Consider the following 19,736-nt stretch of genomic DNA (forward strand, 5'->3'; position numbering starts at 1 on the left):
TCGGCTCTACGGGGCTGCGGGTGCCTGGTCATGCCGAGCTGGTTCGAAAGCTTCTCCATGGCGCTCACCGAGGCCTGGGCCGTGGGCCGCCCGGCCCTTGTTCAGCAACGCTCGTCCGTGCTGGCCGGCCAGGCCCGCCGCAGCGGAGGGGCCATCCCGTACCGGGGCTTCGCCCAGTTCGAGGCCGCCCTCGATCTGCTCGAAGAGGAACCCGGGCTCGGTGACCGGCTGGGGGCGGCGGGACGGCGCTACGTCGAGGCTCACTACGCCTGGCCCGACGTCCTGTCCCGTTACGAGCGGCTCTTGGCGACCACGGCGCGGCGGTAGGCCGGCCGTCGTCACGTGGGGGTCGCACGGACGTGCCCAGACAAGCCGTCGCCGTTCTCGGGAGTTCTCGGGCGTCCTCGGGGCGTCCTCGGGGCGTCCCCCCGCCCCCCCCGCAGGAAAATCTGTCTGTCGGACGTGAACTTTCAAATACGGCCGGGTTTTCGCCACTGCACGTGCATTGTTGGGTACGCCGTGCGGCGGTCAGCCCGCTCCTCATCGACGGATGGCGGCTGGCGCGCCACGCATCGTGCAGACGATACCGGCCGTATTCGAATCTTCACATACGGCACGAGAAAAGCATTTCGCGCAGGTGGGGGAGGAGCTCCCGGGGAGGAGTCTCTGGCAACGAGCTCTCGGAAAGGTGGCCTGCGCCCGAAACCGCAGATCAGACGGGCAGCTTGCGGAACAACGGGCCCGGCAGGTGCCGGAGCACCACCATCACCGCCCTCAGCGCGGGTGGGGCCCACACCGTGTGGGCGCCTCGACCCAACCCGTCCACGACGACGTCGGCCACCGCCTCGGGGGTGGTGGCCAGCGGGGCCGGCTTCATCCCGGCCGTCATGCGCGTCTTCACGAACCCGGGCCGCACGACCATGACGTGCACCCCCTCCGGCGCCAGCGCGGCTGCGAGGCCCTGGTAGAAGGCATCGAGTCCGGCCTTGGATGCGCCGTACACGAAGTTCGAGCGCCGGGCCCGCTCGCCGGCCACGGAGGACAGCGCGACGAGGGCGCCATGGCCCTGGCGGCGCAGCTGCTCGGCCACGGCCACCCCCACCGACACCGCGGCTGTGAAGTTGGTCTCGACGACCCCGGCCGCGGCGCCGGGGTCCCGTTCGTCCCGCGTCTGGTCCCCCAGCACGCCGAAGGCCACCAGGACCACGTCGAGGTCCCCTCCGGCAAACACCGCCTCCACGGTGCGGGCATGGGTGGCCCGGTCCTCGGCCTCGAAGGGCACCACGTCCACCCGCGCTCCGTGACGGTGGCGGAGATCCGTGGCCACGTTCTCGAGAGCCGCGCCGTCCCGACCGGCCAGCACCACCCGGGCCGTGCCCCCGCCGACCAGCCGCTCCACCACCGCCCGCCCGATCTCGGAGGTCCCACCGAACACCGCAACCGACTGTGGACGGCCGAGGGCGTCCTTCATGCGATTCCTCCGGTGGCGCCGGCCCCCAGGTGGCCGAGGCGCCGGGCCAGGTCGGAGCACATCACGCCGTCGGGATCGGCGCGGCCCCGGACCTCCTGCCACTCCTCGAGCCGCGGATACATGGCCCGCACCCGCTCGGAGCGCAGCCGGGAGTCCTTGGCCAGGTACACCCGTCCACCGGCCTCGGCCAGGTCGGCGTCCAGGGAGTCGAGCAGAGGGCCCAGGGCCGATGGCCCGACCGGCATGTCGAGGGCCAGCGTCCAGCCCGGCGTGGGGAACGAGAGATGGCCGGCGTCCGCCCCCCCGAACCGCTTGAGGACCCCGAAGAACGACGGGCACCCTCCCCCGGCCAGCCGCTCGACGGTCCGGCGGAGCACGTCCTCCTGACCGAAGGGCAGCACCAGCTGGTACTGCAGGAAGCCACGGTGGCCGTACAGGCGGTTCCACCCGCTCACCCCGTCGAGGGGGTGGAAGAACCCGGCCAGGCCGTGGACCGCCCCTCTCTCCCGGCGGGGGGCACGCCGGTACCACGCCTCGTTGAATGCCCGGATGCTCATGGCGTTGAGCAGCGCCGACGGCGCCCACGGCGGAGCGGCCAGGACGGTCCGGGGCGCGAAGCGCAACGGGTCGGCCCGCCGGGCGTCCGGCAGGGCCGCAGCGGGAGCGTGGTCGCCGCGAGTGAGGACCGAGCGCCCGAGGGACCGGCCGCTGGACAGACAGTCGATCCAGGCCACCGAGTAGCGGTAGCGGTCATCGCCCTCCGTCATGAGCGCCATGGTGGTGTCGAGATCGGGGGTGCGATCGGTGTCGACGACGATGGCGCTGGACTCGACGGCGATCATGCGCAGGTCGACCTCGGTTATCACGCCCGTCAGGCCCATCCCGCCGACCGTGGCCCAGAACAGGTCGTCCTCGGGACGGAGCTCGTGGGTCCCGGTCGGGGTGACGAGCCGAATGCGCGTCACGTGGCGACCGATGCTCCCGTCGAGGTGATGGTTCTTCCCGTGCACGTCGGCGGCTACCGCGCCACCGACCGTCACCTGCCTGGTCCCGGGGGTGACGGGGACGAACCAACCGCGCGGGACGAAGGTCCGCATCACCGTGTCCAGGCTCACTCCCGCTCCGGCCCGGAGGTTGCCGTCGGCGTCGAGCTCCAGCGGCTCGGTCAACCCGCTCGTGTCGACGACCGTTCCCCCGGCATTCTGGGCGGCGTCACCGTACGAGCGGCCCAGGCCCCGGGCCAGCACCCCGCGCCGGCCCGCCGTCCCGAGCAGGTCGGCGACCTCCGCCGCGCTCCCCGGCGAAGCCACCTCCGCCCGCGTCGCCCCCGTGCGCCCCCAACCGGTCAGCAGCTGAGCAGGCACCGGAGTCAGATGGCGTACACGCCGAGGGCGAACACCAGCGCCCACACCGCTGCCAGGAGCTGCACCAGGCGGTCGTGCAGGAAGACGTCCTCGGGGGCGTCCCCGCCCCCCTCCTCGAGGATCAACGAGTAGCGCAGGACGGCCAGCACGAACGGGGCGATCGAGAGCTCGAACCAGATGGCCCCGCTCCCGGGATGGCCCGCCGGTGACGCCTTCTCGAACGCCCACAGGCAGTAGCCGGCGATGGCGACCGCCGAGGACACCGAGCGGACGTAACGGAGGTACCCGATGGAGTAACGGCCCAGCGTGGCGCGGTGCTCGGCGGCGTCGTCCCCCAGGCCGACTTGCTCGGCGTAGCGCTTCCCCGCCACCACGAACAGCGAGCCGAAGGAGGCCACGATCAGGAACCAGTTGGACAGCGGCACGCCGGTGGCGACGCCGCCGGCGATGGCCCGCACGATGAACCCGGACGCCACCGCCCCCATGTCGAAGACGGGCTCGTGCTTGAACCACAGGGAGTACCCGAGAGCGGGGATGGCCACGTAGGCGGCCATGGCGACGAGGAGCTTGAGCCCGACCACGGCCGACAGGCCCAGCGCCGCCGACATGAGGACGGCCGCCGTGGCGATTGCCGCCGGGACCGGGAGGAGCCCCGAGGCCACCGGGCGGGCGGACTTGACCGGGTGGAGGCGGTCGGCCTCGGCGTCGACGGCGTCGTTGAGGAAGTAGGACCCGGACGAGGCGAGGCAGAACAGGGCGAAGGCCGCCGCCGCCCGCCCCAAAGCGTGCGGATGGAAGACGACCCCGGCCGCGCCGGGCGCGGCGAAGACGAGCAGGTTCTTGATCCACTGCCGGGGCCGGGCGGTGTGCACCACCGCGCCGAGCAGGCTCCCGGTGCCGGCGGCATCCCCGGCGCGGCGGGGCGGGATGATGTCCCCGAAGGGCGCAGTCGGGATGTCGAAGCGGGCCTCCCCGGCCGGGGCGTGGTCGCTCATCAGGCGGGGGGCCGGAGGCCGCGGCGCTCCAGGCGGGGAAGCTCGATCTTCGGGCAGCGGTCCATGACCACGTCGAGACCGGCGGCGCGGGCCCGTTCCGCCGCCGCCTCGTCGACCACGCCGAGCTGCATCCACACCGCCCGGGCCCCGGCCGCCACCGCCTCGTCCACGTGGGCGCCGGCGAGCTCGGACCGCCGGAAGATGTCGACCACATCCACCGGCTCGGGGATGTCCGCCACTGTCGGGTAGCAGCGGGCGCCCAGGATCTCCGGGCAACTCGGATTGACAGGAATCACCGCGTAGCCGTGGGACAGGAGGAAGGCGGCCACGTCGTGGCTGTCCCGGCGTGGATCGGGCGAGCAGCCCACCACGGCCCAGGTCCGGTACCCGGTGAGCACTCGTCTGATCGTGGTCTCGGCCGGCTGCATGCGGGTGCGCCCCCAGGGATTCGAACCCTGAACCTGCGGGTTAAGAGCCCGTTGCTCTGCCGTTGAGCTAGAGGCGCGAAGGGGAAACACTACCTGGGGCCCCACCGACCTCCGACAGCCGCAAGGGGTCGGCGCCGGCGGCCGCCAGAGCCGATTCGGGGTGACCGAGGGGACTCGAACCCCCGACCTCCAGGGCCACAACCTGGCGCTCTAACCGACTGAGCTACGGCCACCGTGGACGGCCCAGCATGGCACAGGAGGGGCCGCGCCCCGGTCGACTTCGCCGTTCCCGGCCCTACCCTGTCGGCCGGGAGGAGGCCGTGTGGCACCCGGGACGGCTCGCTGGCTGATCGACGGCAACAACGTGATGGGGTCCCGGCCCGACGGCTGGTGGCGGGACCGCCGGGGCGCCGCCCGCCGCCTGGTGGGCGAGCTGGAGCGCCACCAATGGCCGGAGGGGGCCGAGGTGACGGTGATCTTTGACGGGCCGGGCTGGGGACCGGAGCCCGAGGGCGCCGAGCACCGGACAGTCGTCCAGGTGGTCCACGCCGGAGCGCACCGCTCCGCTGACGACGCCATCGTCGAGGCTGCCGGGCGGCAGGGGTCGGCGGTCGTGGTGGTGACCTCGGACCGGGGCCTACGGGACCGGGTCCGGGCGCTGGGCGCCGAGATCGTGCCGAGCCGGAACCTCCTCGACCGATTGGGCGGCGGACAGCGGGACGGGTCCCATTAGCCTTGAAAGGCGGCCCCGAGTGGTGCGGGGCCGATCTCGCCGCCGTAGCTCAATGGATAGAGCGACGGACTTCTAATCCGAAGGTTGCAGGTTCGAGTCCTGCCGGCGGCGCACCGAGGCGGCGCTCGGAGGGGAGGTTCTAACCGAGCCTCGCCCTCTCTCGGCGTTGTCCGCCACACTTGTGGATCGTGGACGGCGCATTCGGACCTACGACCCCCTCTTTCGAGAGCAGCGGCCGACCCCCCGGGGGCGGCGACGAATCGATGGGGACATTGGAGAACCCCGCTGATCGGCGGCGCCGGGCCTGGCCTCTGGCCATCGGCGTGGTCATCGTCGTCGTCGGAGTCGGCATTGGGCTGATCGTTGCCTCGGGTGGTTCGACAAACCCGGGGGCCGGCATCGCTCCCGCCGCCTTCGTCCTGTCTGCCAGCCAAACCACTCTCACTGAACGCACGGCGGACCTCGTCCTCGCCGGAACGGTCTCGACCGCCGGTAAGGGCATCCCCCTCAATGGGACCGGGGAAGCAGCCCTCTCCAATCCTCAGCAGTTTGCCGCAACGGTTGACTTCACCGGCCCGGGCGGGACGATTGAGCAGAAGGAGGTCGTCGCCGACGGTAGGTTCTTCATGGGGATAGAAAGCCACGGTCAGGACATCTCTGCGCTTGTCCCCGGCAAGCACTGGGTCGAGATTCCGATTCCGGTCGGCACAGGGAGTTCGCTGGGAACAGGAACGAGTGATCCCTTGGCCCAGTTGCACCTGTTGGCCGCGAAGGGCAACACCGTCACGACCCTCGGGACCAAGTCGATTCGTGGGACTACAGCATCAGGGTACGCGGTGACAATCAGCCGCCAGAACCTCCTCGACGCGGAACAGAAGTACCTCTCGTCTAGCGGTATCGATCCCGGTACTCAACAGCAGATCGCGCAGGCTGCACAGAGTCTTCAGCCACTCACTATGGATGTCTGGTTCGACGCGTCGAAACTGTTGCGCCGCATGTCCTTCTCGCTCGATACGACCCAGAACGGCCGCGATGTTGCCGTGAACTTGGACATGGACTTCGTGAACTATGGGGCTCACGTATCCATATCAACGCCCTCGGCGGACGATGTCGTATCCCTGAATCAGTTCGAGGCGGCCGTCAAGGCACATTCGGAAAGTGGCGGTTAGGTCGCATCAGACCCGGCGTCAGAAGGTGAAGCGGGTCAGGCCCCCCGGCTCCGCACCCCACACCACCGTCGCCGACCGTGGTTCGATGCGATAGACGGTCCAGGGCGGCGGCCCCTGTGACGGTGCGTTGAAGGGGGCTGTGATGCCCGATCCGCTGGGATCGGGCTCCACCGGCCAACCACCGTCGGCCCACGCCTTTGCCACGCGGGCCACGATGGCCGGGTCGGTCACCCGCGCCGCGTCACCCTCGACGACGACGTCTGCATCGCGGATCGACATGGCGATGGAGCAGCGTGGATCGCGCCCGACGTTGCGGCCCTTCCGGGTGTCACCCGTCTGGAACCAGAACGTGCCGTCCAGCCAGATGGCACCCACGGCGGTCACGTGCGGGCTGCCGTCCTCGTTGACCGTGGCGAGCCATGTCGTACGAGAGTTGTGGGCGTCCGGAGCCGGCACCGATCCCGTGTCGAGCTTCTCGACGACCGCTTCCCACTGAACGGGCGGCAGTCCGTCCGCTGCGCCCAGATTGATGATCTCCATGGCTCGTCTCCTTGTCGTAGCCGGCACCACCCGTGCGAGGGCGTGCGTCGCAGATCAGACGAGCCGTGGGCCGCAAAGTCATCGCGTTTCCCTGCCCGCGCCGGCCGGGCCGGCTGGACGGTCCGCTAGGCCGAAGCCAGAAGACGGTCCCTCACCTGGTCCTCGAAGCACTTCGGCGGCAACGCTTCGGAACCGCACAGAACCGAGGCCTGGACCATGAACAGGTCCTCGTCGGCGCCGTTGAGCAGCTCGATCCGCCGGCGCCGCTCCTCGACGGGTGCCAGGCGGGGTTCGTAGCAGTCGGCGAAGACCTGGGCGGCGAAGCGCAGCCGCCGCATCCGCTCGGCTCGCTCCTCGACATACCCGCCCAGGACAGCGGGGCTCCAATCCTGGGGCGAGGAGATCAGCGCCTCGCTCACCATACGGGCGTCACGCAGGGCGATCGACAGTCCCTGGCCGATGACGGGGTCGCTGAAGCCGCCGGCGTCGCCGACGAGGGCCACCCCCTCGACGACGGGGTCATCGACCCAGCTGTCGAACATGGGGTATCCGGCGCACGGCCCCGCCGCGTCCGCCTCGGCGAAGCGCTCGCTGCCGGGCAGCGAATCGAGGCGGAACCCCTCCAGGAAGTGGGCGGTGCGATCGGAGCCGGACAGCCGGGCCCGCTCGTCGGCCCGCATGGCCAGGTAGAGCCGGGCCTTGCCCCCGCCCTGGGGGAAGACGTAGAAGAGCCGGTCCCCCTCGGTGCCGACCACGGCGTCGCCTTCGGGCCAGGCCTCGACACCGGACACCAGCAGTCCGGCCAGGAACACCCGGGGGTCGGTCCGGTTGAGCTCGATCCCCATCTGCCGGCGCACCCCGGACTCCCGTCCATCGGCGCCGATGACGATCCGGCAGGACACGGCCCGCTCTCCGTCGGGGCCGACATAGCGGACCTCGGGGGTCCCCCCCGCCACGACCTTGACCTCGCTCACCCCGTGGATCACCTGGGCCCCGGAGGACACCGCCGCCGCCTCGAGGGCGCGACACACGGTGGGGTGGCCGATCCCCAGGGCTCCGGGCACCTCGGGCACGAGCGCCCCGAGCGGGGTGGCCCCGGCCTCCGACTCCTCACGGGTCAACGCCTCGTCGTGGACGATGAACCGGCTCGTCACGTTTCCGCCGGCTGCGACGAGGGTGTCGAACACCCCGAGGCGCTGCGCCTCGGCCACCCCCCACGGTTGCAGGAACTCACCCCGGACGTGGTCGGCGTACTCGACCTGGCGCTCCAGGACGAGCACGGTCAGACCCGCTTTCGCCAGGGCGTCCGCCACTGCGCTTCCACCGACGCCGGCCCCTACGACGACGACGTCGGCTCGTTCGGTGTTGCCCATGTCCGTGTCCCCCTTCAGTCCGCCGGTGCTGCCCGGGACACCCCGCCGGCCTCTGTCCGGCCAGGTGTCGGCAGCTAGGGCATCGGCCTGCCGGTGCCTGATCTGAGGATGCGTCCGGGCCCTTGCGGCGCTAACGCCCCCTCGTCACGAACTCAGCGACCCGGTCGGTCCACGAACCGACCTCGGCGGCCGTCGACGCCACGTGCAGCTCGGAGTGACGGAGAAGCCCGGCCAGCTCACGCGCCGTCGATTCGGGATGGACCGGGTCACCCGTCCACGCCAGGATCAGCGCCGGGATGGTGATGCCGGCCACCGCATCGCGGTCGGGCAGGTTGGCCCGGGTGGCGCCCCGGAGGACGTGGGCCAGCCGGCGTGGGTCCCACGCCCGGCTGGCGGCGGCCTGGCGCTGGCGCCGGTCCTCGTCCCCCCGGAAGGGGTCGGGGGGCTCGATGGCCGCCCGCGCCGCGATCAGGGCCTCGACGCCCTCCCGCTCCACCAGGGCGGCGGAGACCTCCCACTGCTCGGCCTGGGTCGCCCGGCTCTCCCATCCGGTCGGGGGGATCACCAGGACCAGGCTTTGCACCCGGTCCGGGGCCAGCACCGCGGCGTGCAGCGCCGTCCCGCAGCCCATCGACGCCCCGCCGGCGATGTACTCCCCGATCCCGAGGGTGTCGGCCAGGGCCAGCTGGTCGCGCCCGAGCTCCTCCCAGCTGTACCCGTCGAGGTCCGGGGTCGACTCGGACTCCCCGTGCCCCCGGGCGTCGTACCGGACCACCGACACGGGGATCCGGCTCCAGTCGAGCGCCCCGAGGGCGGCGTCGCTGACCCGGTTCATCGACAGGCCGTGGCCCCAGATCAGCTGGGGGCCGGAGCCCGACGTCTCGTAGGCGAGGCGGGTGCCGCGTACCTCGGCCCGGTTGCTGGCGGCGGTCGGAGCCACTACCCGGCGGCCCGCCCCAGCGACTCCGGGTTGATGGGCGTGGGCATGGCCTGAACGGCGGGGAGGACCTTCTCGGCGAACAGCCTGAGGCTGCGCTCCGCCTTCTCCCGCGGCATGCCGCCGTAGAAGACGTGCACGACCAGCTCCCCGAGACTGATGGCCCACTGCAGCGACCTGATCTTGTCGATGATCTCGTCCGGGGTCCCGATGGGCTGGGTGGCCCTCCGGGCCGCCAGGTTGGCGTCGGCCAGGCCGACGTCGGCCGAATGGCGGGTCACGTAGTCCTCGTAGCCCTTGATGCCCTGGAAGCCGGGATTGTTCCACTCGAAGTAGTGGTGCTGGGCCGCCAGCAGCTGGTTGTGAAAGAAGTCCCATCCCTCCTCGGCGGCGGCGGAGGTCTCGGCGCAGTACATCCACAGGAGAGTGGTGGGCTGGTCGGGAGGCAGGCCCAGCTCGGCCCGGATCTCGTTGAAGCGGCGGACTCCCGAGGTCATGGAGTCGAGGTCGTCACCGGACACGAACATCTGGCCGAGGCCGTTCTCGGCCGCCAGCCGGGCCGACTTCTCCGTGGAGAAGGCGGCCTTGATGTCCCTGGTGACCTCCCCCTTGTGCCGGGCCTGGGGGCGGATGGTGGTCGGGGGGATCTTGAACACCTGCCCGTCGTAGGTGAAGCGCTCCGCTCCGTCGGCGGCCCGAATGGCGTTGACGACGTCATAGAAGTAGGTGTGGGACTCCTCGATGGGCACCCCGAGCGAGGCGTACTCGTGGGGCGCCACGCCGCGGCCGATGCCGAGGTGGAGGTGCCGGCCCCGCAGGAGGATGTCGAGCATCGAGATCTCGCTGGCGAGCCGGACCGGGTTCCACCACGGGGCCACGATCACGGCGGTGCCGACGTCGACCCGTTTGGTCCGTCCTGCCCAGTAAGCCAGGTATTGCAACGGATTGGGCTGCATCGAGTAGGCGGAGCCGTAATGCTCGGTGGCCCATATGGAGTCGTAGCCGAGTGGCTCGACCAGCTCCCCCATGTACAGCGTGTTCTCCATCTGGACGTGGTCGGGGATCTCGGGAGGCCGCTCGTAGTCCCCGCTCATCAGGCGGGGCCAGTCCTCCTGGTTGTACCCGGTGACCATCACCCCGCAGTGCATCCACGTCCCCCTTCGACCCGTCGGCTCAGCTGTCGAGCAGGATCGTAAACGGTCCGTCGTTGGTCAGGCTCAGGCTCATCTGCTCCCTGAACCGGCCCACCGCCACGCGCGCGCCCCTGGCCGTGAGCGCCGAGGCCACCCGGTCCACGAGGGGGGCGGCCTGCTCGGGAGGCGCGGCCGCCACGAACGACGGCCTTCGCCCCCGGGATGCGTCGGCGTACAGGGTGAACTGGCTGACGACCAGTACCTCCCGACCGAGATCGGCGGCGGAACGGTTGGCCCGCCCGGTCTCGTCCTCGAAGATCCGCAGGTTCCACAGCTTGTCGGCCAGGCGATCAGCCGCCTCGTCGCCGTCGGTATGGGTCACCCCGACGAGGACGCAGAGTCCGGGACCGATGGTGCCGACGACCTCGCCGGCCACCGTCACCGATGCCAAGGTGACCCGCTGGACCACGGCGCGCACGACCGTCGAGGGTAGCGTCGGCCCTCTGCCCTGAGGACGGGAGCGACATTGGGCCTGGTGGACGGGAAGGTCGTGTTGGTGACGGGGGCGGGCAGCGGCATGGGCCGGGCCGGGGCGGCGATATTCGCCCGGGAGGGGGCGGCCCACGTCTACGCGCTCGACATCGACGCGGGCGGAGCCGAGAAGACGGTCGAGCTGGTGGGGAAGGCGGGCGGGCGTGCCACTCCGGTCACGATCGACGTCACCGACGAGGACGCGGTGGCCGAGGTGGTGCGACGGGTCGTGGCGGAGGCGGGCCGTCTCGACTGCGCGTGGAACAACGCCGGGATCAACGACGTCTCCCGGCCCTTCCCCGATCTGACGCGCGCGGCCTGGGACCGCATGCTGGCGGTGAACCTCACCTCGGTGTTCCTTTGCATGCGCGAGGAGCTGCGCCAGATGCAGACGCAGGGCGGGGGAACCATCGTCAACACCTCGTCGGGGGCCGGCCTGATCGCCGCCCCGTTCCTCCCCCATTACACCGCCGCCAAGCACGGGGTGCTGGGCCTGACCAAGGCGGCCGCCCAGGAGTTCAACGGGCGGGGGATCCGGGTCAACGCGGTCTGCCCCGGGATGGTGGACACGCCGATGATCCAGGACTGGTTCCGGACCAGCCCGGAGATCGCCAACGCCGTGCTCGCCACCATGCCCGGAGGCCGGTTGGGACAGCCCGCGCAGGTGGCGGAGGCGGCGGTGTGGCTGTGCTCGGACGCCGCCGACTGGGTGAGCGGGCTGTCGATGGTCGTGGACGGCGGTCAGGTCAACCGATAGCGGGCGCCATGGGCCGGGTGGAAGACCGGCGGTAGCCTGGCTCCATGTCCATCAAGCGCCTGAACCACGCCGTGCTCTACGTGCGGGACGCCGAGAGGTCGGCCCAGTTCTACGAGTCGGTGCTCGGGTTCGAGCGGGTGGCGATGGGTGAGGGCCTCAGGGGAGCCGTGTTCATGCGGGGGCGCGGGTCGACCAACGACCACGACCTGGGTCTGTTCTCGGTGGGCGACGCCGTCGGGGAGTCGGGGGCGGGCCGGAGCACGGTCGGCCTGTACCACCTGGCGTGGGAGGTCGACACCCTGGCCGAGCTCGAGCGGCTGGCGGGCCTGCTCCGCGACGCCGGCGCCCTCGTCGGGGCCAGCGACCACGGAACCACCAAGAGCCTCTATGCCAAGGACCCCGACGGCCTGGAGTTCGAGGTGGCGTGGGTGGTCCCCGCCGACCGCCTCGACCAGGCGGCTCTCGAGTCGCGCTCGCGGATCTCCGCCCTCGACCTCGACCGGGAGAAGGCGCGGTACGGGGCCGAGACGCCTGGGGGGATCGGCGTCTCGGCCCCGGCTACCGCCTGACCGTTTGACGTTCGGACCGGGCATCGACCCGGTCCGGGGTCATATCCCGATCTGGGTGGCCGCCGTCTTGTCCTGGGTCGCCAGCGACGAGGGCAGCGGGGCGTAGTAGAGGCTGTTGGCCGAGGCCTGGCCGCCGGTCACCGCGTAGGTGATGAAGTCCTTGAGGAGAGTCGCCTTGGCGGCGTCGGTCTGCTTCGAGGCCACCATCACCCAGGTGGTCGAGGCGATCGGGTAGGCGCTCGCTCCCGTCGGCGTGTAGTTGGGCTTCACCGTCAGGTCGGCGGGCACGGTGGCCTCGGACAGGGCCGCGGTGACCGCGTCCGAGGTCGGCTGCACGAAGCTGCCGGCGCCGTTGTTCACCGAGGCCATGGGCAGCTGGGCGCCCTTGGCGTAGGACACCTCGGCGTAGCCGATCCCGCCCTCGGTCTGGCCCACGGCGGCGGTGACGCCGTCAGAGCCCTTGGCGCCCTGGCCGCCCGGAGCCGGCCACGTCTTGTTGGCGCCGAAGGTCCACACCGACGACGGAGCGGCGGCGGTGAGGTACGAGGTGAAGATGTTGCTGGTGCCGGAGGAGTCGGACCGGTGGAAGGTCTGGATGGCCTCGGACGGCAGAGTGACGCCGGAGTTGAGGGCGGCGATGGCCGGATCGTTCCACTTCACGATCTTGCCGGCGAAGATCCCGGCGATCGTGGCGCTGTCGAGCTTCAGACTCGAGACGCCGCTGACGTGGTACTCGAGGGCCACCCCTCCGGCCGCCCACGGGATCTGCAGGATCGTGCCCTTGGCCGCCAGCGCCTGGCTCTGCGCCGACGACAGCACGGCGTCGGACGCGCCGAAGTCGACTGTCCCTGCCGTGAACTGGGTGATGCCGGCGCCGGAGCCGACGGCCTGATAGTTGATCGTCGAGCCCGGACACTTGGCCTCGTAGTCCTTGGTCCACTGCTGGAGGATGGTGGCCACGAACGTCGAGCCGGCGCCGGTGATCGTCCCGGAGCCACACGCCACCGCCGCCGTGGTGCTGCTGGTCGACGCAGCCGTGGTCGACCTCGACGCCGCCGGCGTGGAGCTGCCGCACGCCGCCGCCGCCAGGCCGAAGGCGGCGACGAGGGCGGACCCCGCCGCGCTCCTACGGAAGGTACGAGTGGTGGATTTCGCGTTCGCTGAGCTGGTCACGCCCGCACCGTAAAAGGGCTCCGTGAACTGGAGGCGCTGTTCCAGTGAACGCCGCGGGAACGAGCGGAAAATTCGTGGTTCAGCGGCGGGGCCGGCGGAGCCTGCGCAGGGCTAGCGCCCCGACCAGGGCCAGGCCGGCAGGGAGCAGCTCCTGGGTCCCGCCGGTCACGGCCAGGCCGCGGTGGCCGGCGGCGCTCCCGGCACCCGACGAGGTGAGCCCGCCGCCCGTCGGAGCCGACCCGCCCGGAGCCGACGAGGACCCGGTCGCGGAGGACCCGGTCGACGAGCTGCCGGCCGACCCGACGACCGAGGAGCCGGTCGTGGACCCGCCGGTCGTGGACGAGCTGGTCGGGGCGGTGGAGGAGGTGGTGGAGGAGGTCGACGAGGGTGCGGCTGTCGACGATGACGTCGAGGACGGGGGCGAGGTCGTCGTCGACGACGTCGACGACGTGGCCGCGGGCCGGCTGCTGCCACCATGGGTGGCCAGAGCGGCCACGCTGGCGATCAGCAGCCCCGCGATCGCAAGAGCCGCGGCCAGAATCGAACGTCGGCCCACGATAGATACCTGAATAGCCCCATTGCGCCGGGAATTGGTGGATGGTGCCAGGCCGCGCCCACCTGGCCCACCGAGGACCGCGGCAGACTAGGTGGAGGTGACGGGCGGGCGGTAATGCGCCGCCGTGAACCGCCCCGCCGACCCCTCGAGGAGCCACGCCGACCCCTTGGCCCACCGGGTGTCCTTCCCCAGGTCGACCCCGTCGGCGGCGGCCTCGTCCAGGATCGCCGGGATGACGTCCCCGTGGGTGCACAGCACGACCATCCGCCCGGCCGGGGACGACCCGGCCCGCTCCCGGGACACCAGCAGGCCCCGGGTCAGGCCGATGGCCTCGGTCTCGTGCCCCTCGGCCAGGGCCGGCTCCTCCTCCACCGGGAGCCCCACCGTGCCGGCCAGGGGCTCCACCGTCTGCACGCACCGGAGATAGGGGCTGGAGAGGAGCTGGTGGATGCGGGGCACCTTGGCCCCGGTCCATGCCGCCGCCAGGCCCTCGGCCTGCCGGTGCCCCATGCGGTCCAGAGGCCGGAGGTGGTCGGGGCCGGCCCAGTGGCTCCGGGACCCGGCGCTCGCGTGCCTGACGAGCAGTACCTGCAGCGTCAACCGCCCTCGCCGGCAACCTCGAGGTCGCTGCGGGCCGCCCGGGCGGCGGCCGCCTCCCACAGCCGGGCCTGGGGGGAGTCCCCGGGAACGCCGACCCGGTCCCACGTGGCGTCGGGTTCCAGCTCCCAGACCGCCACCCCGGGGTCGAGGAGGATGTCGAGGACCCGCTGGAGCCGGTCCTGCAACGCGGCGGAATCGACGGGCACCACCACCTCGACCCGGCGGTCGAGGTTGCGCTCCATCATGTCGGGCGACCCGATGTAGTAGCGCAGGTCGTCGGCGCCGTCGGCGCCGAAGCGGAAGATGCGCGAGTGCTCCAGGTACCGCCCCACCACGGACCGGACGCGGATGTTGTCGGACACGCCGGGGACGCCGGGAACCAGCGAGCACATGCTCCGCACGATCAGGTCGACCGGGGTGCCCGCAGCGGAGGCGTCGTAGAGGGCGGAGATCACCTCGGCGTCCACCAGGTTGTTCACCTTCATCACCACCCGCCCGGCCGGGCCGAGGGCGGCCTGGGCGGAGATGAGCCCGATCAGCCGCTCCCGCAGGCCGAGTGGCGCCACCACGATGCTGCGGAAGTCGATCTGGCGGCTGTAACCGGTCAGGAAGTTGAACAGGTCGGTGAGGTCGGCACCGATGTCGGGATTGTGGGTCAGCAGGCCGATGTCCTCGTACAGGCGCGCCGTCTCGGGGTTGTAGTTGCCGGTCCCGATGTGGCAGTAGCGGTGGATGCCGTCGTCCTCCTGGCGCACGACCAGGCAGACCTTGCAGTGGGTCTTGAGCCCGACCAGGCCGTAGACGACGTGGACGCCGGCCTCCTCCAGGGCCCGGGCCCAGCCGATGTTGGCCTCTTCGTCGCCGCGCGCCTGGAGCTCGACGAGCACGGCCACCTGCTTGCCCCGCTCGTTGGCGCGGATCAGCGACTTCACGACCGCGCTGTCCCCGGACGTGCGGTACAGCGCCAGCTTGATGGCCATCACGCGCGGATCGGCGGAAGCCTGGCGGATGAACTCCTGGACGGTCGTGGCGAACGCCTCGTACGGGTGGTGCACGAGCACGTCAGCGCCGCGCACGAGGGCGAACACGTCGGCCGGCTCCCCGTCCGGCCGCTCGAAGCCCAGGGGCGTCACGGGGGCGAAGGGCTCGTCCTTGAGATCGGGGCGGTCGAGGTCGCGCAGGACCATGAGCCCGGCCAGGTCGAGCGGTCCCTCCACCCGGTAGATGTCCTGGTCCTCGACCCCGATCTCACGCGCCAGCAGATCGGTCACCTCGTCGCTCATGTCCGACGAGACCTCGAGGCGGACCGCCTCCCCGAAGCGGCGCCGCCGCAGCTCCATCTCGACCGCGGCCAGCAGGTCCTCGGCGTCCTCGTCGTTCGGGGACAGGTCGATGTTGCGGCTCACCCGGAACGAGAACGCCTCGCCGATCTCCAGGCCCGAGAACAGCCGGTCGAGGTGGACGGCTATGACCTGCTCGAGGGGGACGAACTGCTCCCGGTCGGGCAGGACGACGAACCGGGGCAGGAGCGGGGGCACCTTCACCCGGGCGAAGCGCCGTTCCCCGCCCACCGGGTCCACCACCATCACGGCCAGGTTGAGCGACAGGTTCGACACGTAGGGGAACGGATGGCCGGGGTCCACGGCCAGCGGGGTGAGGACCGGGAAGATCTCCCGTTCGAACAGGGCGTTGAGATGGGCGCGGGCGGCGTCGTCGAGGTCGGACCACGACGCCAGCCGGATACCGCGCTCGGCCAGTCCCGGGACCAGCTCCTTGAGGAAGACCTGGGTCTGGCGCTCGACGAGGCGCTCGACGCGGGCGCGGATGGCCTCGAGCTGCTGGGCCGGGGTACCGGTGCCGGGACCGGGCCCGAGGCCGGCGGCCAGGCGGCTCTTCAGTCCCGCCACCCGCACCTGGAAGAAGTCGTCGAGGTTGGAGGCGAAGATGGCCAGGAACTTCACCCGCTCCAGCAGCGGGAGGGAGGGGTCCTCGGCCTGGGCCAGCACCCGCGTGTCGAAGTCGACGCGGGAGAGCTCGCGGTCGAGGAGGGGGCGGTCGGACCGCGCCATGACCACCGTCGTCACCAGGGGGAGGTGGGTGGGGCCGGGCTCACGCCGACCCCGCCGCCGACTCCGTGGTCGCCGTGGTCGCCAGGGCGACGCGGGCCCCGGCCGCCACCGCCGCGCCGAGCGCCCCGCCGCGGTCTCCGAGGGCCCCCGGGATCACCCGCAGGTTGTCGGCCTGGCCCGAGGGCATGGCCGCAAGCGAGGCCTCCTGGATGCGCTCGACGAACGGCGGGCCCAGCCGGTCGGCGAGGCCGCCGCCGACGACCACCAGAGGCACGTCGAGCAGGGTCACGGCGGTGGCGATCGCCTGTCCGAGGGTCTCCACCGCCCGGTCGATCAGGCTCACCGCCACCCGGTCCCGCGCGCCCAGGGCCCGGGCGAAGACGCTCGACGTCATCCGCCGCGCCTTCGACCACTCCACCAGCACCGTGTCCATGCCGCGGGCGTGGTGCTGGCGGGCCCGGCGCTCCATGCCGGCCCGCCCGGCGTAGGCCTCGAGGTGGCCCCGGCCGCCGCAGCCGCAGCGCCGCCCGCCCGGGCGGACCACGACGTGGCCGATCTCCCCGGCGAAGCCGGTCGGGCCCCGGCGCAGCCGGCCGTCCAGGATCAGGCCGGCTCCGACTCCGGTGCCGACGAACAGGCCCATCACGTCGGGGCAGTCGATGGCCGCCCCCAGCTCGTGCTCGGCCACCGTGCCGACGTTCACGTCGTTGTCGACCACGACGTTCACCCCTCCCAGCGCCTCGGCCAGGGTGGGACCGAGCGGGAAGGGGTCCATCCAGCCCTTGAGGTTGGGCGCCCGGCGCACCTCGCCGGTGGCGAAGTCGACCGCCCCGGGGGCTCCGATGCCGACGGTGTCGAGAGGGCCGCCGTCCCCGAGCTCGCGGACAACCGACACGATGGCGTCCACGACCGCGAGGGGACCGCCCAGCACAGGGGTCTTGGCCTTCAGCTCACCGACGACCTGACCCTCGTCCGTGGCGATGGCGAAGATCTTGGTGCCGCCGAGGTCGACTCCGACCTTCATAGCTACGAACCTCCTGCGTCACCTCCGAAAGGTATAACCCAGACCGGGTACCGGTGACCGTCCGGGCAGATCTCGTTTCCCCCTCGGGCGGTCCTGCGGTAGCGGCCGGTCGCTTCCGCCCGCCGGCCATGGACGGGAGGTCGGCCGGGCTCCACCATGACCAAGTGGCACCCGCGGCGAGGACGTCAGCGGGCGCGACCACCCGCGCCCGCATCCGACCGGTTGCCGAGGATTCCTCGGCTGACCATCTCCGCGAGCGGCTCGAGCTGGTCCTGTTCCGGGTGAGCGCCGCCGCCGAGCGCCGGCGGGAAGGCGAGTGGTCCCAGGTGGACGGCGGTCACGGCCTGTTCGTGTCCGACGCCGAGATCGACGCCCTCCTCCGCCTCCCCCTGCCGCGGCCAGCCGAGGGCGGCCCGCCGGGTGCCCTGGAGGCAGTGGAGGCCCGGGCCGAGCAGGCCCATACCGAAGGCGCCGACATGCGGCTGCGCCGGCTGGCTGCCACCTTCGGCCTGGCCCCGCTCGACGTGGAGATCCTCCTCGTCGCGCTGGCGCCCGACCTCGATCCCCGGTTCGAGCGGCTGTACGGGTACCTGCACGACGACCTCAGCCGGAGGCGGGCCAGCGTGGGGCTGGCCCTCGAGCTGTCCGGCCATCACGGCATGTCGGCCGCGGGGCACCGCCGCCTGCACCCCGACGCGCCCCTGGTGCGCTGGGGGCTGATGATGGTCGAGGACGCCCAGCGTCCCCTGCTGACCAGGTCCCTCCGGGTGCCCGACCGGGTGATCGCCTTCCTGCTCGGCCAGGACGGGCCCGACCCGGACGTGGGGAGCCTGACGACCGTGCTGATGGGCGCCGAGTACCCGGTCACTCAGGAGATCGTGCGCGCCCTCGAGGACGGGATCTGGCTGCTCTATCTGCGCGAGCGGGCCGGGACGGCGGCGGGCTCGGCGGCGGCCGGTGCCTTCGCCCGGATGGGCGTGCGGGCGCTGGGGCTCGACCTCCGCCGCCTGCCCCCGGACCTGGCCGCGTTCGGTTCGAGCCCCCGGGACCTGGCGGTGGCGTGCGTGCGCGAGGCGGCGCTGACCCTGTCGGCGTTGGTCGTCGGGCCCCTGGAGGTGCTGGCGGCGGTCGACCCGCTGGTGGCCCAGGTCTTCGTGGGGGCGCCGGCGCCGGTGGTCCTCACCGGATCGGGGGCCTGGGACCCGGCGTGGACGAACGCCGTGCCGCTCGTGGTCGACGCGCCCCATCCCGACGCCGCCGTCCGTGACCGGGTGTGGTCCGAGGTCCTGGACCACGTCCCGGTGGCCGACGACCTCGACCGGGCCGGCGCCACGGCGCAGTACACGCTCACCCCCGAGCAGGTGTGGAGGGCGGGGCGCGCCGCCGGGCTCCACGCCGCGGCGGCGGGACGTCCCGTCGACGCCGAGCTGCTGCGCGACGGTGTCCGGGCCCAGAATGCCGGACGGCTCGAGGCGCGGGCCCGGCGGATAATTGCCCGGGCCACCTTCGCCGACCTGGTGCTGCCACCGCGGGTGCTCGTCCAGCTGGAGGAGATCTCCGAGTGGGCGCGGTGGCGCGACGTGGTCCGGGGCGAGTGGGGGATGGGGGGGAAGGGGTCGAAGGGGCAGGGCGTCACGGCGCTGTTCGCCGGGTCGTCGGGGACGGGCAAGACGCTGTCGGCCGAGGCCATCGCCAGCTCGCTCGGCTTCGACCTGTACGCCATCGACCTCTCGACCGTGGTCGACAAGTACATAGGCGAGACCGAGAAGCACCTCGAGCGGATCTTCGAGGAGGCCGAGGGCGTGAACGGCGTGCTGTTCTTCGACGAGGCCGACGCCCTGTTCGGCAAGCGGTCGGAGACCAAGGAGGCCAAGGACCGCTACGCCAACGTCGAGGTCGCCTACCTTCTGCAGCGCATGGAGCAGTTCAACGGCGTGGCGGTGCTGGCGACCAACCTGCAGGCCAACCTCGACGAGGCCTTCACCCGCCGCCTCGACGCCCTCGTGGTGTTCCCCGAGCCGGAGGAGGCGGAGCGGAGCCGGCTCTGGGAGGCCCACCTTCCGGCCACCCTGCCCCGGGCGGGGGACCTCGACCTCGAGTTCCTGTCGCGATCCTTCGTGTTGACGGGAGGGGACATCCGCAACATCTGCCTGGCCGCCGCCCACCGCGCCGCGCCGGAGCGGCGCCCGGTCTGCATGGACGATCTGGTGTGGGCCACCGGGCGGGAGTACCGCAAGCTGGGACGGCTGTGCACCGAAGCCGAGTTCGGTCGCTACTTCGGGTTGGTCAGGGTCTGAGCGAAACCGGGCCCGAC

Annotated in this window: 20 protein-coding genes and 3 tRNA genes; 8 read left to right on the top strand and 15 right to left on the bottom strand. The window is 71.9% G+C overall.

Annotated features, from left to right (window positions below):
• Nucleotides 1-327, top strand: a 327-nt coding sequence (locus VFW24_09320; protein ID HEX5266963.1) for a glycosyltransferase, incomplete at its 5' end; no start/stop codon positions are given.
• A 385-nt stretch (nucleotides 328-712) separates the two neighbouring features.
• Here the strand turns inward: VFW24_09320 and VFW24_09325 are convergent.
• From VFW24_09325 to VFW24_09350, 6 genes are all read right to left on the bottom strand, one after another.
• Nucleotides 713-1,471 (bottom strand): decaprenylphospho-beta-D-erythro-pentofuranosid-2-ulose 2-reductase, encoded by a 759-nt coding sequence (locus tag VFW24_09325; GenBank protein ID HEX5266964.1) that lies wholly within the window; start codon nucleotides 1,469-1,471, stop codon nucleotides 713-715.
• Entirely contained in the window at nucleotides 1,468-2,835 is a 1,368-nt protein-coding gene (locus tag VFW24_09330; GenBank protein HEX5266965.1) for an FAD-binding oxidoreductase, read from the bottom strand. Before VFW24_09330 ends, VFW24_09325 begins: the two co-directional genes overlap by 4 nt.
• A gap of 5 nt (nucleotides 2,836-2,840) precedes the next feature.
• Nucleotides 2,841-3,830 (bottom strand): decaprenyl-phosphate phosphoribosyltransferase, encoded by a 990-nt coding sequence (locus tag VFW24_09335; GenBank protein ID HEX5266966.1) that lies wholly within the window; start codon nucleotides 3,828-3,830, stop codon nucleotides 2,841-2,843.
• On the bottom strand, nucleotides 3,830-4,258 hold the full coding sequence (locus tag VFW24_09340) for a CoA-binding protein (protein HEX5266967.1): 429 nt from the start codon (nucleotides 4,256-4,258) through the stop codon (nucleotides 3,830-3,832). Before VFW24_09340 ends, VFW24_09335 begins: the two co-directional genes overlap by 1 nt.
• A 5-nt stretch (nucleotides 4,259-4,263) precedes the next feature.
• Nucleotides 4,264-4,335: transfer RNA gene (locus VFW24_09345), tRNA-Lys, on the bottom strand.
• Between the two features lie 82 nt (nucleotides 4,336-4,417).
• Nucleotides 4,418-4,491: transfer RNA gene (locus VFW24_09350), tRNA-His, on the bottom strand.
• A gap of 89 nt (nucleotides 4,492-4,580) precedes the next feature.
• Here VFW24_09350 and VFW24_09355 point away from each other — a divergent pair.
• From VFW24_09355 to VFW24_09365, 3 genes are all read left to right on the top strand, one after another.
• Complete coding sequence (locus VFW24_09355) at nucleotides 4,581-4,991, top strand: NYN domain-containing protein (GenBank protein ID HEX5266968.1); 411 nt, start codon at nucleotides 4,581-4,583, stop codon at nucleotides 4,989-4,991.
• 38 nt (nucleotides 4,992-5,029) lie between these two features.
• Nucleotides 5,030-5,102: transfer RNA gene (locus VFW24_09360), tRNA-Arg, on the top strand.
• 77 nt (nucleotides 5,103-5,179) lie between these two features.
• The gene (locus tag VFW24_09365; protein HEX5266969.1) at nucleotides 5,180-6,160 is read left to right on the top strand and encodes a hypothetical protein; all 981 of its coding nucleotides are present in this window, start codon (nucleotides 5,180-5,182) and stop codon (nucleotides 6,158-6,160) included.
• An 18-nt stretch (nucleotides 6,161-6,178) separates the two neighbouring features.
• On the opposite strand, the gene VFW24_09370 is transcribed toward VFW24_09365, so the two are convergent.
• The 5 genes from VFW24_09370 to dtd form a co-directional block, all read right to left on the bottom strand.
• Nucleotides 6,179-6,700: a pyridoxamine 5'-phosphate oxidase family protein gene (locus VFW24_09370; protein ID HEX5266970.1), complete on the bottom strand. Its 522-nt coding sequence runs from the start codon at nucleotides 6,698-6,700 to the stop codon at nucleotides 6,179-6,181.
• 125 nt (nucleotides 6,701-6,825) lie between these two features.
• A complete protein-coding gene (locus VFW24_09375; GenBank protein ID HEX5266971.1) occupies nucleotides 6,826-8,073 on the bottom strand; it encodes an FAD-dependent monooxygenase in 1,248 nt (415 codons plus the stop codon).
• Between the two features lie 130 nt (nucleotides 8,074-8,203).
• Complete coding sequence (locus tag VFW24_09380; protein ID HEX5266972.1) at nucleotides 8,204-9,013, bottom strand: alpha/beta fold hydrolase; 810 nt, start codon at nucleotides 9,011-9,013, stop codon at nucleotides 8,204-8,206.
• A complete protein-coding gene (locus VFW24_09385; protein HEX5266973.1) occupies nucleotides 9,013-10,158 on the bottom strand; it encodes an LLM class flavin-dependent oxidoreductase in 1,146 nt (381 codons plus the stop codon). The genes VFW24_09380 and VFW24_09385 overlap by 1 nt, the downstream gene beginning before the upstream one ends.
• A 25-nt stretch (nucleotides 10,159-10,183) precedes the next feature.
• Nucleotides 10,184-10,621 (bottom strand): D-aminoacyl-tRNA deacylase, encoded by a 438-nt coding sequence (gene dtd, locus VFW24_09390; protein HEX5266974.1) that lies wholly within the window; start codon nucleotides 10,619-10,621, stop codon nucleotides 10,184-10,186.
• A gap of 57 nt (nucleotides 10,622-10,678) precedes the next feature.
• Between dtd and VFW24_09395 the strand changes: the two genes are divergently transcribed.
• Together VFW24_09395 and VFW24_09400 are read left to right on the top strand one after the other, a co-directional pair.
• Nucleotides 10,679-11,431 (top strand): glucose 1-dehydrogenase, encoded by a 753-nt coding sequence (locus VFW24_09395; protein HEX5266975.1) that lies wholly within the window; start codon nucleotides 10,679-10,681, stop codon nucleotides 11,429-11,431.
• Nucleotides 11,432-11,475: 44 nt separating this feature from the next.
• Entirely contained in the window at nucleotides 11,476-12,000 is a 525-nt protein-coding gene (locus VFW24_09400) for a VOC family protein (protein ID HEX5266976.1), read from the top strand.
• Nucleotides 12,001-12,039: 39 nt separating this feature from the next.
• Here VFW24_09400 and pstS read toward each other — a convergent pair whose 3' ends face one another.
• Nucleotides 12,040-13,173, bottom strand: coding sequence for a phosphate ABC transporter substrate-binding protein PstS (gene pstS, locus VFW24_09405; protein ID HEX5266977.1), 1,134 nt, complete (start codon nucleotides 13,171-13,173; stop codon nucleotides 12,040-12,042).
• Between the two features lie 212 nt (nucleotides 13,174-13,385).
• On the opposite strand from pstS, the gene VFW24_09410 reads away from it, so the two are divergent.
• Nucleotides 13,386-13,742 carry a hypothetical protein gene (locus VFW24_09410; protein HEX5266978.1) on the top strand — a complete coding sequence of 119 codons (357 nt, stop codon included), beginning with the start codon at nucleotides 13,386-13,388 and terminating at the stop codon, nucleotides 13,740-13,742.
• Nucleotides 13,743-13,816: 74 nt separating this feature from the next.
• On the opposite strand, the gene VFW24_09415 is transcribed toward VFW24_09410, so the two are convergent.
• From VFW24_09415 to VFW24_09425, 3 genes are read right to left on the bottom strand one after another with little or no spacing between them, the layout of a single operon-like run.
• Nucleotides 13,817-14,329: a phosphoglycerate mutase family protein gene (locus VFW24_09415; GenBank protein HEX5266979.1), complete on the bottom strand. Its 513-nt coding sequence runs from the start codon at nucleotides 14,327-14,329 to the stop codon at nucleotides 13,817-13,819.
• A complete protein-coding gene (gene ppk1 / locus VFW24_09420) occupies nucleotides 14,326-16,413 on the bottom strand; it encodes a polyphosphate kinase 1 (protein ID HEX5266980.1) in 2,088 nt (695 codons plus the stop codon). Before ppk1 ends, VFW24_09415 begins: the two co-directional genes overlap by 4 nt.
• Nucleotides 16,414-16,438: 25 nt before the next feature.
• Nucleotides 16,439-17,422: an ROK family protein gene (locus VFW24_09425; protein HEX5266981.1), complete on the bottom strand. Its 984-nt coding sequence runs from the start codon at nucleotides 17,420-17,422 to the stop codon at nucleotides 16,439-16,441.
• A gap of 164 nt (nucleotides 17,423-17,586) precedes the next feature.
• Here VFW24_09425 and VFW24_09430 point away from each other — a divergent pair, with 164 nt between their 5' ends.
• Nucleotides 17,587-19,719, top strand: coding sequence for an ATP-binding protein (locus VFW24_09430; GenBank protein ID HEX5266982.1), 2,133 nt, complete (start codon nucleotides 17,587-17,589; stop codon nucleotides 19,717-19,719).
• Nucleotides 19,720-19,736 lie beyond the last annotated feature (17 nt).

Source organism: Acidimicrobiales bacterium (genome assembly GCA_036273495.1).
In the GTDB taxonomy this organism is placed as follows: Bacteria; Actinomycetota; Acidimicrobiia; order Acidimicrobiales; family JAJPHE01; genus DASSEU01.